18 protein-coding genes are annotated in these 15,924 nt (G+C 40.6%); 8 read left to right on the top strand and 10 right to left on the bottom strand.

Translation table 11 applies throughout. The annotated features are described in order from the left end of the window. Position 1 precedes the first annotated feature (1 nt). The 8 genes from IGI67_RS21745 to IGI67_RS21710 all read right to left on the bottom strand — a co-directional run bounded on the left by IGI67_RS21745 (position 2) and on the right by IGI67_RS21710 (position 9,781). Positions 2–283, bottom strand: a complete 282-nt coding sequence (locus IGI67_RS21745) for a PTS sugar transporter subunit IIB (protein WP_207108755.1) — start codon at positions 281–283, stop codon at positions 2–4. Beyond that, on the bottom strand, positions 277–2,316 hold the full coding sequence (locus IGI67_RS21740) for a BglG family transcription antiterminator (RefSeq protein WP_429959249.1): 2,040 nt from the start codon (positions 2,314–2,316) through the stop codon (positions 277–279). Before IGI67_RS21740 ends, IGI67_RS21745 begins: the two co-directional genes overlap by 7 nt. 135 nt (positions 2,317–2,451) lie before the next feature. Next, complete coding sequence (locus IGI67_RS21735; RefSeq protein WP_429959248.1) at positions 2,452–3,198, bottom strand: winged helix-turn-helix domain-containing protein; 747 nt, start codon at positions 3,196–3,198, stop codon at positions 2,452–2,454. Between the two features lie 39 nt (positions 3,199–3,237). Further along, positions 3,238–4,680, bottom strand: a complete 1,443-nt coding sequence (locus IGI67_RS21730) for a helix-turn-helix domain-containing protein (protein WP_429959247.1) — start codon at positions 4,678–4,680, stop codon at positions 3,238–3,240. Between the two features lie 253 nt (positions 4,681–4,933). After that, positions 4,934–5,242 (bottom strand): hypothetical protein, encoded by a 309-nt coding sequence (locus IGI67_RS21725; protein WP_429959246.1) that lies wholly within the window; start codon positions 5,240–5,242, stop codon positions 4,934–4,936. 95 nt (positions 5,243–5,337) lie between these two features. Next, positions 5,338–5,913, bottom strand: coding sequence for a hypothetical protein (locus tag IGI67_RS21720; RefSeq protein WP_429959245.1), 576 nt, complete (start codon positions 5,911–5,913; stop codon positions 5,338–5,340). Positions 5,914–5,954: 41 nt separating this feature from the next. Continuing rightward, entirely contained in the window at positions 5,955–6,470 is a 516-nt protein-coding gene (locus IGI67_RS21715) for a hypothetical protein (RefSeq protein ID WP_429959244.1), read from the bottom strand. Between the two features lie 62 nt (positions 6,471–6,532). Further along, a complete protein-coding gene (locus IGI67_RS21710; RefSeq protein ID WP_429959243.1) occupies positions 6,533–9,781 on the bottom strand; it encodes a hypothetical protein in 3,249 nt (1,082 codons plus the stop codon). A gap of 291 nt (positions 9,782–10,072) precedes the next feature. Here IGI67_RS21710 and IGI67_RS21705 point away from each other — a divergent pair, with 291 nt between their 5' ends. From IGI67_RS21705 to IGI67_RS21695, 3 genes are all read left to right on the top strand, one after another. Further along, the gene (locus tag IGI67_RS21705; RefSeq protein WP_429959242.1) at positions 10,073–10,342 is read left to right on the top strand and encodes a hypothetical protein; all 270 of its coding nucleotides are present in this window, start codon (positions 10,073–10,075) and stop codon (positions 10,340–10,342) included. A 62-nt stretch (positions 10,343–10,404) separates the two neighbouring features. Next, the gene (locus IGI67_RS21700) at positions 10,405–11,328 is read left to right on the top strand and encodes a DNA/RNA non-specific endonuclease (protein ID WP_429959241.1); all 924 of its coding nucleotides are present in this window, start codon (positions 10,405–10,407) and stop codon (positions 11,326–11,328) included. Between the two features lie 85 nt (positions 11,329–11,413). Beyond that, positions 11,414–12,463 (top strand): LPXTG cell wall anchor domain-containing protein, encoded by a 1,050-nt coding sequence (locus IGI67_RS21695; protein ID WP_429959240.1) that lies wholly within the window; start codon positions 11,414–11,416, stop codon positions 12,461–12,463. Positions 12,464–12,507: 44 nt separating this feature from the next. Here IGI67_RS21695 and fsa read toward each other — a convergent pair whose 3' ends face one another. Then, positions 12,508–13,161 carry a fructose-6-phosphate aldolase gene (gene fsa, locus IGI67_RS21690; RefSeq protein ID WP_429959239.1) on the bottom strand — a complete coding sequence of 218 codons (654 nt, stop codon included), beginning with the start codon at positions 13,159–13,161 and terminating at the stop codon, positions 12,508–12,510. Positions 13,162–13,402: 241 nt separating this feature from the next. Between fsa and IGI67_RS21685 the strand changes: the two genes are divergently transcribed. After that, positions 13,403–13,774 carry a YxeA family protein gene (locus tag IGI67_RS21685; RefSeq protein ID WP_207108744.1) on the top strand — a complete coding sequence of 124 codons (372 nt, stop codon included), beginning with the start codon at positions 13,403–13,405 and terminating at the stop codon, positions 13,772–13,774. A gap of 297 nt (positions 13,775–14,071) precedes the next feature. On the opposite strand, the gene IGI67_RS21680 is transcribed toward IGI67_RS21685, so the two are convergent. Continuing rightward, entirely contained in the window at positions 14,072–14,281 is a 210-nt protein-coding gene (locus tag IGI67_RS21680) for a carboxymuconolactone decarboxylase family protein (protein WP_429959819.1), read from the bottom strand. 102 nt (positions 14,282–14,383) lie between these two features. Between IGI67_RS21680 and IGI67_RS21675 the strand changes: the two genes are divergently transcribed. The 4 genes from IGI67_RS21675 (at position 14,384) to IGI67_RS21660 (ending at position 15,890) form a co-directional block, all read left to right on the top strand. Further along, the gene (locus tag IGI67_RS21675) at positions 14,384–14,749 is read left to right on the top strand and encodes a DUF6713 family protein (protein WP_429959238.1); all 366 of its coding nucleotides are present in this window, start codon (positions 14,384–14,386) and stop codon (positions 14,747–14,749) included. A gap of 81 nt (positions 14,750–14,830) precedes the next feature. Further along, a complete protein-coding gene (locus IGI67_RS21670) occupies positions 14,831–15,145 on the top strand; it encodes a PadR family transcriptional regulator (protein WP_207108738.1) in 315 nt (104 codons plus the stop codon). Then, the gene (locus IGI67_RS21665) at positions 15,142–15,726 is read left to right on the top strand and encodes a DUF1700 domain-containing protein (RefSeq protein WP_429959237.1); all 585 of its coding nucleotides are present in this window, start codon (positions 15,142–15,144) and stop codon (positions 15,724–15,726) included. Before IGI67_RS21670 ends, IGI67_RS21665 begins: the two co-directional genes overlap by 4 nt. Continuing rightward, positions 15,723–15,890, top strand: a complete 168-nt coding sequence (locus tag IGI67_RS21660) for a hypothetical protein (protein WP_207108736.1) — start codon at positions 15,723–15,725, stop codon at positions 15,888–15,890. The genes IGI67_RS21665 and IGI67_RS21660 overlap by 4 nt, the downstream gene beginning before the upstream one ends. Positions 15,891–15,924: the final 34 nt, after the last annotated feature.

Here is a 15,924-nt window from a genome sequence, read left to right as displayed (position 1 = left end):
CTTATCCTCCTAACTCATTTATCGTCTTTAGCAGCTGCTCTTTCAAATAGTCCTTGTCCATCATATTATCGATTCGAACGATTTGAGCCGTTGAATCTCGAAGCGTATCCGCAAAATCCGAAGTAGTGATCAAAATATCATAGCCATTTGGATCGACGGAACCGATGTCTGCGGCATCAACAACCGCTTCAATTTTCTCATCGTCCAAGATCTGCTGTGTAAACAGCCGCATCATCATACTGCTCCCAACACCTGCTCCACAAACGGTCACAATTTTTAACATGATTCCTCTCCTCCTTTAATCATCGCCAGAATTTCTTTGGGCTCTGTCGCTGCTAAAAAGCTTCCGACATTTTCCTCATGAGAAAGAATTTCCACTAATTCGGCTAAGGCCTTCAAATGCGTTTGGTGATCCACTGCACATAACCCGATAACGATAGTGACAGGATCGTTCTTAGGATGACCAAACACCACCGGCTCTTTCAAGGTCACGATGCTAAACCCAACAGCCAACGCTCCTTCTTCCGGACGTGCGTGAGGCATGGCGATCCCAGGTGCGATCACAATGTATGTGCCATTTACCTCGACATTTTTAATCATGCCTTCGATATAGTTTTCTGAGGCTAAACCGCTTTTCACCAGCAGTTCACCACTTTTTCTTACGGCCTCGTCACGATCTTTCGCGTGGTATTGAAGCGCGATTAACTCTTCTGTCAATAGTTCTTTAAGCATAGGCTGATACTCCTTTTTTAATTTTCCAGCAGCTTTTAGATTGAGATACTCCATAAACTCCTTTGATAAGCTATGAACCTGCTGAGGCGTCAAACTCGTGTATTTTTTTACGATTCCGATCAAATGATCGATACTGACCTCATGAAAGATCGGTTTGATAAACTCAGTAATCATGCGGATATCTTCATCTGATAAATAAGGATTCACTTGAACAAAAGGAACACCGTTTAGCTTTAACGGAACGGTTGAAACAACTAAATCAACGGTATGCCCTTCTAGCCATCGAACCCCTTCTCGAGCGCCAAATGTCCCAACAATGTCCACATTGAAAAGATTCCTTATCTTGTTTTTTAAGATTTCTGATGTACTGATTCCTGCAGGACAAATAATAATGATTTTCGTCTTATGAGGAACATAGAATTTTTCTCTTTCCAGCGATGCCGCGAAGAAAAGAGTAAAGAAGCTCCTTTCGTGATCAGTAAAACGAATCTCCAAGGCCTTTTCGATCAATGGAATGTGTCTGCAGACGAGCCGATGAAGCTTGTCATGATGACCCAGTACATACTCATACATTGGATTTTCTAATGTTTCTTTTGCCAATGCACGTTTGTAAGCGGGGCGCAAATGGTTGATCAATCCTTCGTATAATTTTTGATCTCCGCTGAAATCCACCGTTGAATATTCTTGATTTACAGCATTAATAAATGTTTCAACCATCAAGTTGAAGGTAAGCCATTTATCTGAACGCAGTTCCTGATATTTAGTCACAGAAGCTTCCGATAACTTGTTTGCCAAGTAAAAACATTCCATCGTTCCAACGGGATGCTCAAACAATACCGCCAGCTCCTTTTGGTAATCACATAACGTTTGCTCTTCCTTATTCAAAAGCTCCTTTTCAACACTCATAGGGAAGCTTTTGCCTAGTTCGATTCGTTTTTTTGCGATCCAAAAATGGACGATTACCTTTTGAAAGGACTCATCACTTAATTGAATCCCGATCTTGTTGCATACGGTATCAATAAATGCCTCAATCTTTGTTAAAAGCTGCTGCTCTTTTTCATAAGCTTCGATTTCAAACAACAGCGGATCTTTCTCAATTGTCGCCGCCAATAGATTACGAATATCTCCCTCCTCCCCAATAACTCGATAACCGCGAAAAGGAACCGATTCTAAACAAATGCCGCTTTGGGTTAATTTCTTTCTTATCTGCTGCAGATCACTAACTAAGGTATTTTTTGAAATGAGTGTTTGCTGCAGCAAATTTTCTGAGTTAAAGAAATCTGGTGACAGCAGAATAGATTCTAAAATACGTGTTTGTCGCATCGTCTTATCCCCGCTGACAAACGCGTTGTTTTTAAGCAGCAATTTTTCCATGTCCACTGGAACGGATGCGCGATAGCAAACTTGTGCCTTCTCAATCGTGATTTTTTCTGAAGAAATTGTCTCTAATAGTTCATTTAGCTTATTGATATCGTTATAGATTGTTCGTGTACTCACTTGAAACCGTCTGGCCATTTGACTAATTTCAATAGGTTTTCCCTGCTTTGCCAGCAAAGTGTATAAATTCGATAATCGATTATCCATAATAATTCCTCCTAAAATCAGTATAAGCGATTCCAGAAGTCATGAAAAAGAACAGTTCCCTTCAAAAAAATTGAAAGGAACTGTTCTTGATACCTATAGCTATGTTTTAAGGATGAAAATACTCTATCACCTCCATCAATTCTCAGAGGATCGTTCTTCACAATGAAATCTATAGCCTACACCACGAATATTATAAATATACTTTTCTAAGTTCAATCCATTGTGGCGAAACTTCTCTCGAATTCTAAAAACCACATTCGTAATATAAATTTTTTGATTTTCATAGGGACGATTCCAAACGAATTCATAAATTTCTTGATAAGTACACACTTGATTACAGTTTTCCTGCAGCAGCCGAATCAACATATATTCTTTGCTGGTAAAGTAGATATCTCTATTCGCCAGCCGCACACTCATACTCCCATCATTGAATGATTCAGAAATAAAAGGCGGGGTTACTTTAGAAACCTGTTCCATTTCTTTTCGAATGCTTTCTCTTAGCTGATCCACCTTTTTCTTTCTTTTTACTAAATTCTCCAAAAGCAAATGGACCTCCTTAATCGTAAAGCTGGGGTCCGTATTTATATCTGCCCCTAACTGCAGGTTCATCACTTTATCAATGGCTTCCTTCTGCTCTTGAAAAACCATGATGATTGCATCTGTCAGTTGACGAAGCTGAATGATCAATAAATACACCTCGCGACTATTTTTCCCGCCTTTTCCTGAAAAAATGATAATCGCATCATGCGCTAGCTCATGAGTCTCCAGCTGCTCGGCTGAAATGTCTTCCTTTTCGTAATGCTCTGCTGAAAATGCATCCAAGTAGCTGCTGATCTGATCAGTATCAGAATAATTATGATTTAGTACGCCTAGTAAGTTCATCTAACATCTCCCGTATATCTCACGATTTTTTGAAATATATTACCCGATTTTTTGCTTATCCTGTAGAGAGCTCACTAATCTAATGATGTCTTCTACACTAAAACTTTTTGAAAAATGGATGACCTCTGCATTATCTGTAACCTCATGCTCAAAAGGGATAATATTGGTTATGATTTTGCTGTATTGATCTTTTTTAATGTCACTGATGCCGATCTCTTCTTCGTATAGGATAGTTGCTTGTGTACTAAAGAATTTCTCGAAAATAATCTTTGTTGGTTCATCGATGATAGAATCATTCTCTAATAAAATGAGGACATTGATTGGGGTGAAAATGAATTGATTCGCAAACAAATACAATAAAAAGGATGAAGAAAAATCTGAAATAAAGGTGTTTTGAAAATGAGACGGCAGAGCCGTATGATTGATCAAATAGGTACATAATTCATTATGAAGTCTCGGATTCAAGGATTTAGCAAAGCGATTATTGTCTTCTGTATTTTTTAGATAGGTCTCACCTAAACAGATTTTCGTATATTGACGCGATAGAAAATCCTGGACAGCTAATTCAACTTTGCCTCTGTCCTCCTTTGTGCGACCGTCTAAAAGAAACTTTACCAAGCTCCGGCTAAAATCTTTGCTTGTAGAGGAGAATTCTAACAGCCGAATACCAGTCAACTTGCGCTGGTTCCAGTGAGAATAAAGCATTAGAAAAATAAAGACAACTTCGCGATAAATGACCGCATCAGAGTACTTCTTCAAGTAAGTAATTTTTCTGATTTCCAAAAAGAGCGGCGCAATTAACCGGTCAACCTTCACATTCTCAACAATTTTAGGTAAAAATTCTATTTCTCCCATTCCGATCCTTTTGAAGGATAGATTCAAGATACTTCTAACACGCTTGATTGAAACAAACCGGTCATCCGCTAAGATAAGCTGCGTCAGTGCTGCTTGATGGCAGCCCTCCACTTCGTTTATCTCAATAAACGTGGATTCATAATATAGATCCCAAAAGAATTTTCTTATATCCAGTTCTCTGCCGCTAAACTTTACCGGCGAACGAATCACACCTAAACGATAATTCTGGATAATCCTATCAAGCTTCTTCAGCAGCCTCAGTACCGTAGATTCTGAAAAATTTACTTTTTCTGCCCATTCTGAAATGGATAGATATTCTCCTGAATAAATTCCAGCGATAATTTGTACTAGAGGCTCCTGCTGAACATATTTTTTCTTCTTTTCATGGTAGATAGTGTAATCATTAACAGTCAATTTGATCCCCCGGTTTGACCCGCTGATGGTAATCGCTGAGCCAAAATAGTCCCTCAGTTCATTCAAATCCGCCAAAATAGTTCTCTTGCTAGAATTTAAGCTTTCCGCAATCTCTCTTGTTTGGATTTCCTCTTTGCCTTCCAATAAATTTAAAATTCCAAGACATCTTTTACTTAGCAAATTGGTTATTATTTTTGCTGTCAAAGATTCCATATCTTCCCCACCTTTCAGTGAAAACCATGGTCAGCTCATTTCAATATCCGAAAAAATAAAAACACGCTTATAAGATAATGTTTTGATTATAAAGATAATTTATAATTAAATTTTACCATCATCTGCTTTTATTTTCTCAGTTTAACTTCATATAAATAACTTAATGGCAGGGTTTTATTTTTTATCAAAATCATAAGCAAAAACGTAGATAACGTCTCATTTGAGCACCTCATCTACGTTTATCGCTGTATGCTTACTCTCTTTTAAACGGGCTAGCTTTTATTGAGACACGATCTTGACTAGTCAAGATCATCGCTAACACGAGAAAAAGAATGCCTAAAATAGTCAACAGCCTAATCTGCTGATGTCCTAATTTGGGGAGCTGCTGATTGTTTGGTTCGCGCTGCTCGATTGTTTGGGGAATTTTGACGACAAGCTCTTCCCACTCATTCTCCCCCGAAGCCTGAGGAGTGCTGCCGATATTTCCCTTCACCTGTATCTTGGCAGAATCGGCTATTCGATTGTTTGCTTCTGCAGGAATGGGCAGTATCACAGCCATCATTCCTATCATTGCTGCCCATAAGAACAGGTACTTCATTTGATTAAAAATGATCTGTGTCCCTCCTACTCATCATTCAAAGCCAAAGATTCTTTTAACTAGGAAATAATTGGAATAAATTTGAGAATCAAATCAAAGCTGGGATTAACTTCATCCGATAAGGTCAAGGCGCCAGAAGCAGAGCCGGTAAATGTGAAGCTGTCGCTCGCTGCTGCTGCATTACTATTATCGTCTAGTTCAAATAAGCTGTCCGTACCTGTTAAGCTTGTGCTTTTTACTCCGCTGTCGATCAACTCGATTGTGTTGATACTCAACGAATCGATTACAGAAGTTGCTTGCAGATTCTCCACATCTTCGACTATAACGTCTACTTTTCGGGCCGAATTATTAGTAATCGTATAGTTGGGAGCCACTAAGTTACTTACATTTCCATCTTCGCTGTAAAACAATGCCGTTGTTGGTAATGTAACATTGATCCATTTACTGGTATCTTCTGGATCAGGACCTGGCGTTGTATTATCAAATTCACCAATAATTCCATTCACGGGAACTACAGCGCTATCCTCACCTTCTCTTCCATCGATCGTTTGTGTAGCGGCGGAAGCAGAAGCTCCTGTTGCTAAGAGTGCTGTTAATGCGATGATACTTGTGGCTAAACGTACATGCTTTTTCATCTATTTCTCCTTCTTATATGCTTATTTATAATTAATAGCTATTAATTATCGATTGTTATCGTTAAAGCGGCTTTTGTTGCCCCTTGTTTTTCTTCTGTTTCAGGATCGTAAATCGTTACTGTGGCTGTCGCTGCATAAACCCCTTGCGGCAAATTTTTAGATAATTTAGCCTGCATAATTTCCTGTCCTGGATGAATCGCCTTTGACATAAAAACTTCCTCATTTGTCTCATCCAAAACAACTCTTACCGTAATCGGGTGACTGTTGCTTTCTGGATTGATAATCTGCAATGTTCCCTCGCTCTCACCATTTGAAAAATGAGCATTGGGATTAATGCTTAGCGTAAAATAATTCGCGTCGGCAACCTCCTGCGCGACGTCTTTGACAGAGCGGTCTCGATTTTTTTCCATCGCAGGAAGTAAATCACTGCTCACAACCTCAGGCGTTCGCTGAATAAAGTAAATGTATCCTCCTGCTATTAGACATAAAAGCAATCCAAGGATGAGCAACCAGCGATTCCTCTTATTTCTCCACCATTTTGGCTTCTTTACTTCCATAGCGGCTCTCCCCTTTTAACTTTTTTGAGATTGCTTCCGACTACCTGATCCGAATATTTCCATCAACTAGTTACCTTAAAGACAATTTCAAAATAAGGATTGATTTCTTCACGGAAAAAGAAAGCATCTCCTGTAAATCCGATTCTTTCAGTCTCATCAACACCCAGCATCAAAATATCGAAAGCCGTATTATTGATCACTCTTCCTGCCACGATAATGTCGATATCGTAAATGATTGGTTCCCCGTGGAGATGCAGCAGCAGCAGTCGATTGATATTGGTTTCGTTTTGAATACTGTCGATGCTCAGCTTGACCGGAACAGTAGAATGATTGGTAAAGCTATATTCTGGTGAGGCAATCGACTGGATGCCTGACTCAATATTGGACGTCCCATAAAACATCATCTCCAACGGGATAGTCACTTCAATCCAATCCTCATCAGAGGCAACCACAGAAAAATCTACCTCAACTTCATATTGAATTTTCTTTCCGGAAAGCAGCTGCTCTTCCACCTTTATTTTTCCTTGCGTCTCACCAAGGGAGCTTCGATCTGGATATTCTTCAAACCCTACTATCGCAACCCCGTTTGGCAGATCCAAGTAGTCGCTAACGCAAGCATCCAATTCGCTATCTGTCATATGTCTAGTAATCTGAGCTTCGATCCCAGTCGTTTGATTAACAACTAGTGGACGATAACCACTTTCAGTCAGTTCGTAATAGACACTGTTCAACCCGCCTGTTTGATCGGTCATCGATTCATCCACCATTTGAATGTTCCATTCTCTGCCGGAGGTAATACTATTGCCTGTATCCTGTCCACTCTTATAAAGGTGCCATGATTCCACTACATCTCCTATAGAAGCTTCAAACCTATTACTTCCATTGGTTTGAGTACGAAATTTTTCGACGAAAGTACTAGGAGTTTCTCCTCCAGCAAGCTCGAAGCTATCCTTTCGAGTACTCTTTCCAATCGTAATGTCGCCTGCTCCTGAAAAAATATTCAAGCGCGAAAAGATGGTTGCTCCCACTTGGGTCAGCGCGAAGGAAGTCAAACTGCTGGCACCTTGTCCTGGTACATACGTAATCCCATAATTGGGATGCCAGGTATAAGCGGCAACTGTACGAAAATCGTTTGAATTGCTCCATGAGCCTGAGATTCTAAGACTATTTCCCCAGATCACTTCGATCGGTACAGTAATTTCCGTAGTGTAAGTCCCATAAGTAATTCGTACAGGTAATTGACGGTTGCTTCCAGGAAATGATGTATCAATCTCTCCCCGCAGTTCAAGACTATATTCGTCAGCGTTCAATCCTATTCCGTCGAAAGTGACTCGGCTAATCAGCGTACGGACATCGATCATTTCCATCGTTGTACCTAGTTGAACCTGTTGCAGGTTTGCTTCGACAGCTAACGAGTTATCTCTTGTTGTAACAGTAAAATCTACCGTTATATCATAGAACAGCCTTTTTCCAGAATTCAGTGTTTCTGAAACGCGAATTGTCCCAGTCGTTTCTCCCAGCTGACTTCGATCTGGATAATCGACAAAGCTTACTGGGGCAACACCTGAAGGTAAATTCAAGTAATCTGCTATTTGCTGTTCTAACTCATTGTTCGTCGTATGGCGAGTGATCGTTCCGGCAATTCCTGTTGATTGATTAACAACCAGTGGACGAAATCCCGTTGAAGTTATCTCGTAGTAGACACTGTTTTTTCCACCCGCATGATCAACGATTTCTTCATTTTCCATCAACACATTCCATTGTCGATTGGTCAGAATATTGTTATCTGATGCTTCATTATTTTGGTAGATATGCCATGATTCCACTACATCACCTACGGAGGCGGTTCGCATTCCTTGTTGATTTGTTTTCGCTTTGAAATTATCGAGGGCGGTATTAGGTGTCTCATTTCCTTTGATTTCGAATTCAAAGTTGCTGGCTGTGGTACCAATTGTGATGTCTTGATTTCCTAGTTTTGCAGCCGTATTGTTCCCGGCCTGCGGCAATGAATTAGTCGTTAAACTACTGGCAATCTGTCCCGGAACGTAAGTAATCCCCTCATTTGGATGCCAAGTATAGGCACCGATTGTTCGCATATCCGTACTTGCTGACCAGCTTCCCAAAACACGAATACTGGAGCCCCAAACGATAGTAACAGGAACTGACACGACACTAGAATAAACCCCATAATCAACTTTGATCTCCGCTCTTCTTGATCCTGGGTTCAGCGTTTCAATTGAATTGATCAGCTCAGCCGAATATTGATTGCTGTTGATGACGTTTCCTTGCAGTTTGACCTCTTTGATCATCCTTTTGGCATCGATCGTTGCTGAATGACTTCCTAAAGGCAGCTCGATCGATTCCGTGGTGATCGCCAACTCGTCCAGACCCGTTCTGAATGTCACCGAATTCGACCTATTTGAATCGATCGTCTGGGGTAGTGTGACATCACCGCTCCCAACTTCTCGACCAGTCCCCGTCCAAAGAACCGTTTGCAGGCTATATTCTGTGTTTTCTGCTAGTGAATTGATCGTAAAACGAAGTGAATTAATCTCGTTCTGGTTAGAATAGCCTAAAGTTACCTGACTCATAGGATAGCTAAGTGTTTGTACCACTCCTGTTGACTTGTTGGTTAAATACAAATCCAACTTAGTCGGCAAATACTTACTATCATTCGCATTGACTGCTACTGATTGGGTAAAAGTAGCTGAATTGATCGTAGTATCAGTAACAACAGGTGCTTGCATTGCAGGCCTTCCAGCAGTCGTAAACGTTGTCATGTGCCCGACTCTTCGAAAATTTGGATTGATGTGATAAAAGTACCATCTAACTTGATAGGTCGTTCCCGGCTCAAGGCCGGTCACCCACCTTATAGCTCTACTAGAACTTGTTGAACTACCGGTAAGAACAAAACTAGCAACTGGTCTCCAGTCATCTAGTGATACTAATTTTCTAATCTCAAAATGTGTTTCAATTCCACCTAAACCATTTGATTCAAGTGCCACTCTTGCTGCATTATGAGTGACATAAGCAGCATTTCCGCTATCAAGAGTTATTCGGAGTCTGTCATCATTTTCCCAGGGATAGTAAACCTCATCTAAGGTTGTGACGTTTTCGTTTTCATCGAAAGGTACAACTTCTTCACTTGATTCTTCAATACTCTGAGTTTCATCCTCTGATTCTGCTTGCTCGTCCTCTGAGCTAGTAAGAGTAGAAGCAGCGTCATCACCATCAAAAGCATTTCCGACAAGTGGCTGCAGCAACGTACTTAAAATAAAGAAGATGGTCAGAATGCTTATTACCTTTTTCACTATAAATGTTCCACCTCCTTTCAAATATAGTTATTTTTCATTTTAAATTTAGCATAGGAAACCAGTCATTTCTCTGTCTTGTTTTGCACACACCGGTGCAGTTTTAGACAAAAATTTACGCTTGACTGATTTGTTAAAAAAAACATTTTAGATTGTCGCTTGGTTCGCCATTTTTGAACACCCTGTGTCAGCCCTTCTTTGTAAAAAAGGAGAACTGTTCACGTTTCTTTGAGTTATGAGGTAAAAATGCTAAAATCAAGCTATAGATTTTTTATAGAAGGAAGTGATTTTTTGGAAGAATATCGCGGATTATTAGAGAAAACCATTTTACTGCAGGAAAAACCGATCATGATGTCATTATTGATTATGAGTGATGGGGAAGAAAAAACCGAAGTCTTGATTAAGGACCGCTATCTTTCCGGCTATGTTTTTCGCTTGCCGGAAAATAAATATATGATCCACATCGAAGGTCGCCGCAACAAACGGAACCAGCTCGTTGCGAAGCATTTTGAAATCATGAATCCTGATGAGTACATCAAGATTATTGGCGCCCCAGAGTAACTAGAAGTGCCGGCACATGCCTACTAAGCTTTGCCAGATAAAGTAGAATTGAGGAAAAAACATTGTCAAAGAAAACTAAACTAGTTGCTGCAATGCTTGTTGCGGCAGCTAGTTTCGCTGTTTATAGCGTAAAAGATCAGATCCAAGCACCAACATCAGCACCCGCAGCAACGAGTCAAACTCAAAAATCCGTCGTTTCAGCGCAGCAAGATTTAGCCAAGCTTGAATATGAGGGCACTCAAACGATCGAGATCAACCAAAATGACCCGACCTTTTCCAAAGAGGACCTCAGTACCGCAAAGGGACCATGGGAAGAATTCGGCGACTTAGATCACCTGAATCGAGCGACAGCTGCTGAAGCCCTATTGAACAAAAAATTGATGCCGACGGAAAAACGCGGGGAAATCTCAAGCGTCACTCCCACTGGCTGGCACAATAAAAAAGTCAACGGGCAATATCTGTTTAATCGTTCTCATTTGATTGGCTTCCAATTAACCGGACAAAACGCCAACTGGAAAAATTTGATCACCGGTACTCGCCAATTGAACAGTCCTGAGATGCTGCGTTTTGAAATGGATATTAAATATTACCTAGAAAAAAGTAATAAGAATTATGTTCGTTATTCTGTCATCCCCGTTTTTCGCGGTGACGAATTGTTGGCACGAGGGGTTCATATGATGGCTCAATCAATCGGAAGCGATGATGTCCACTTCAATGTTTACATTTTTAACGTGCAGGATGGCGTGACTCTGAATTATGCAGACGGCACCAGTACAATTGGAACTAGCGCCTCCACTTCTGCCTCCTCAACGACCCCCTCTGAAAAGGAATATGTCGATAGTGAGGGGAAGGGACTAATCAAAGGGTCAAAAAGCGGGGTCTATCATTTACCAGGCAGCAAATATTACAACAATACGACAAATCCAAGAGCTTGGTTCAAAACTATCGAGGAAGCAAAAAGGGCTGGTTATCGCCCTGCAAAATAATTTTGAAAAATATTTCACATTTCACTTTACAGATACATTTCTTATGTTACAATAATGTTACGAAATGATTAAGGAGTGATTTTTGATGAAAAAAATTTTGTTAACATGTGCGCTATTGTTTTTATTCCCCCTGAATGCGAATGCTGAAACCGAGGCTATAAATAAATCGGAAGATTCAACTGCCGCTACAGAACAGACGACCACAGATACAACATCGGAGAACCAAAGTGACAGTACGGCTACAGAAGAATCCAGCACCACCACAACAAGTGAAGAGGCAAGTGCCACCACTACCTCCTCAAGCGAAGTAAAGAATGTAGAGGTAAAGGATATTGAGAAAGCGAAAGAAAAAACCATTAAAAAGATTGAAAAAGAAACTGGCGTAAAGCAAACAGATGAAGCTGTAACAAATGAAATTGATCCTGTAGAAATTCGCAAAATTTTGAAGGAAAACGATTTAAGCTCTATCATGTCTGAAAAAGAAATAGACAGTTATACCGATCAACAATTAATCGATGCAATGAAGCTTACTGATCGAATGGGCAGAGATGTTTGGGGCTTTGATATCGGTGGTTATGCTCGCATTTTGCAGGCCTTGTACAAAGACAAAACACTCTCTTGGGATAAGATCGAAAATATTTTGAATTTTGATCCTAATAGCTACAGCAATGCCATAGAAATGATCGATGACATCGACAGTTTGCAAGCCTACCTGAATGCTCTTTACCCTAGCGATAGTTCATTTATGGCAGTTCGCAAGATGAGCCGCGAAGAGCTGATCAACGTATTGAAATACATTTCTCCAATTCAAGAGGAAATGATCGGCACAGGCAATTCCTTCTTCCCTGGAATCATTGCTTGGATCAGTCGTTACGCTGATGATGATGATATTCGCAATGGAGTAACCCCAAGCACGACAACGAATGACACAAATTCTGGAACAACTTCAGGGCAATCTGTCTCATCGACGAATAGTGCTGAAAACAAAGCACCGGCTGACGATAATAAAAATGATAAAATTTTAGGTATTTTACCAAAAACCGGTGAAGAAAGAAAAACCTGGTTGACCGTGGCTGGCGTTATTATTCTAGCGCTTATCGCCTTTATTATGGTTCGCCGAAATCGTAAAAAATAAAAAAAGATCAGTGAGCAAAAAATTACCTTTGCTCACTGATCTTTTTATTCTTGCTTATCCTGAAATGCTTGCCAATCGGCTTCAAATTGAGCAATTCCATTTGTCGTTAATGGATGACTCCATAATTTGGGGAATAAGCTTCCCGGTATAGTCGCAATATCTGATCCTGCCAAAGCAGCCTCCTCTACATGTCCCAGATGGCGGACACTTGCCGCAATGATCTCTGTATCAAAGTCATAGATATCAAAGATTTCTCGTAAATCACTGACCAGCTGAATACCGTCCGAAGCAATATCATCCAACCTGCCTAAGAATGGGCTGACATACGTTGCCCCGGCTTTAGCCGCCATCAAGCCCTGCGCTGCAGAGAAAATCAATGTGACATTGGTCTTGATCCCTTCCTTTGAAATCGTATGAACCGCCTGAAGACCTGCTTCTGTCATGGGAATTTTGACTACGATATTCTTCGCCCATTGACTGATCTCTCTTGCCTCGCGAATCATTCCTTCACTATCTAAGGATGTAACCTCCGCGCTGACTGGCCCAGGGACCAGCCCACAAATTTCTTTGATAACTGTCTCAAAATCCTTGCCTTCCTTGGCGATGATCGTCGGATTCGTTGTTACACCGTCTACCAAGCCCAATCGATTGATCCGCTCGATCTCTTCAATATTCGCCGTGTCTAGAAAAAACTTCATCTTTTCCTCCTATACTAGGTTGTTCCATCAGCAACAGTCTCAATTGCACCTACTCGACATCCAATTTTTTTGAAGCGCTTTCTTTCCTATATAAAGTATACCCACTCTCCAGCATTACTTCAACATCCTGCTAGCATTGTGACAGTTTTGTTAGTCTCAGATAGGTCCCTCGCCCGATTTTTAAAGGCTTCAGGCTTGATAAGCTAAATGTATCAAATTTGAAAGGACGATCAATCGATCTATGATAAAAAAACTTATTGGCGTAATGCTGGGAATCCTTATTTTATTATTCGGAGCAGCTCTTTATTCAAAAAATTCATCTAGTGAAGTCGCTGGCACCTTAGATCAGCTCAATCCGTTAGTTCCGAAAAGTGAGCTTTATGTAAAAACAACCAAACCGCAGGCGGTCAATAGTTATGGTACCGCCAGTTATCAACAGCTGGCTGCCAATAAAGATGGCAAAACACGCACGATCCAGTTTAGCGGCATTTCTGAATTGAAAACCGATCGCTACTTAAAGCTTACTAATAAAGGTGCACACGTAGAGACCTACGAGGAAGTCCGTCGTGATCAGGTACCGGAAAAAGCATTAAAAGAAATTGATCCGCGGTAATAAGAAAGACTTCGAAAACTCAATCAGTTTTTGAGCACCAATTAGCTCCTACTCTCTAAAGCAGCCGCTGCATTTCTCAACGAAAAACAGTGAGTCTAGTGAACGGACGGTGAAGATTGCCTGCGTGATAATTCTAAATTTTCGCTTACTATCCCAGCAGCAACTATCATTTAAGCCAAACATGGAAAATCCTGCTAATAGTAAAGTCTTTTTGGAAAAAACTTAACAAAATGAAAGTCAAAGGAGCATATACTATCGTTTTCGAAAGTAAAATGCTCCTTTGACCTTTTATTCTTTTTACTGCTTATCATATGCTTCTAACACAGCGGGCAATGCATTGATCACTTCATTCCCCACTGCCGGCAAACCAATCATGATCGTACTGATCACTTCTTGGCGAGAAGCTCCCGCTTTTTTTGCCAGCATCACGTGAAACGGCAATCCACTTGTTTTTCCTGTTGCTGCTAAAACTGCTAGATAGGCTAGATCCTCCTTTAATGCCTCAATAATATTTTCTTTTTCATTTTATTCTACCATCATCCCCTTTTAAATGGCGCTTTCTTCCACTAGAATTGATAGTAACAATCGTTCCAAAGAAAAGGAGAAAAAATGAGTAATTTTTTGAATGTGCTGTTTGCGATCGAGCTCGCACTACTGCTGACTCATGAAATGGACGCTGTGGAGCATAAGGAATGGCGCATGTTTATCGGCTTATCGGAATTGACTGATTCAACGGCTTACTGGGTCTTTACACTGCCGCATATTATTTTATATGCTCTTGTGCTTTTTTTCCTGCTATTGAAGCAATCGGTCATTTTTTATGTCGTAGATTTTTTTCTTGTGGGTCATCTATTCCTTCACTTCCTTTTTCGGCATCATCCTAAAAACCAGCTCACCAGCTTCTGGTCAAAGCTGATTATTGTTTCTTCGGGAGTTTGCGCAGGCATGCATTTGATTTTATTAAGTATTCGTTGATTTTTTTGAAAATACGCCTTAAGTCCTATAGTCCCTCTATACTATGTAATGTATAGTATGACGTATAGAGAGGTGTTGTTGATGGACAGTCAATTGAAAAAGGGTTTGATTGAATATTGTGTTTTGGCCTCGTTAGTGGAGATCGATTCCTATGGCTATCAAATCGTCAAAGAGATCCATCCCCATCTTGAAATTACTGAATCGACGCTTTACCCAATCTTAAAAAGACTGGAGACAAACAAAAAGGTCTCTACCTATTCCAAGATCCATAATGGTCGTTTGCGGAAGTATTATCACTTAACAGATTTAGGAATTGCCAGTATTCAGAAATTTTTGCAGGAATGGAACGATGTAGAAGCGGTTCACCATTATATTAAAGGGAGTGTTGAAGAATGAATCGAGTGGAATTTATTAAGGAATTAAGCAATTATTTAGCTTACGAAGTTCGGCCTAGCGAAGTCCATCGCTTGATTGAATATTATGATGAAATGATTTTAGACCTGATGGAGGATGGCTACTCCGAAAAAGCCGCCGTCAAAAAGCTGGGTGATCCTCAGCAATTGGCCTATGAAGCTGCGGGTATCCCAACAGAGGTAAAGGTTCCTCGGCGATTTAATTGGCTATGGATCACAATGTTGATTCTAGGGTTTCCTTTATGGGGCAGCCTTGCATTAGCGGCCTTCCTAGTGCTTTTAAGTATTGATATCGTTATTTGGTGTATTCCTTTCACCGGCGCCTGTTTAGCTGGCGGTACAATTATCGGTGGTGTGGCAGCGGCCTTCACTAGCCCATTTGTTCTATTCGATTCGTTCTTCATGGGCGTGACACAGCTTGGTGCTGGTATGTTCCTATTCGGCTTCGGTCTATTATGCATGTGGTTGACCTATAAATTCAGCGCGGTCTTTATGAATATGCACCGCAGCCTGATGCGCGTGATTCGCCGTAACATTTTCCAACGAAAGGTGGTCCAAGTATGAAATCTAAACACTTAGTCCCTAAACTAGCTACCTACCTGATTGGTGCCGGCGTTCTCTTGATGATGTTAGGCTACGCACTATCTGGATTTTCACCGGATCGCTACCGCATGGATTACGATGACCGTCACTGGTACAACGTAGTAGGCTTTTACATTGATGATTAAAGTCTTTTAGAAAAATACTTAACAAAATGAAAGT

This window comes from Enterococcus sp. AZ196 (assembly GCF_050498845.1).
GTDB classification, from domain to species: domain Bacteria; phylum Bacillota; class Bacilli; order Lactobacillales; family Enterococcaceae; genus Enterococcus_A; species Enterococcus_A murrayae.
Note: the sequence above shows the minus strand (reverse complement) of the source record. Positions and strands in the feature narration are given on the sequence as shown.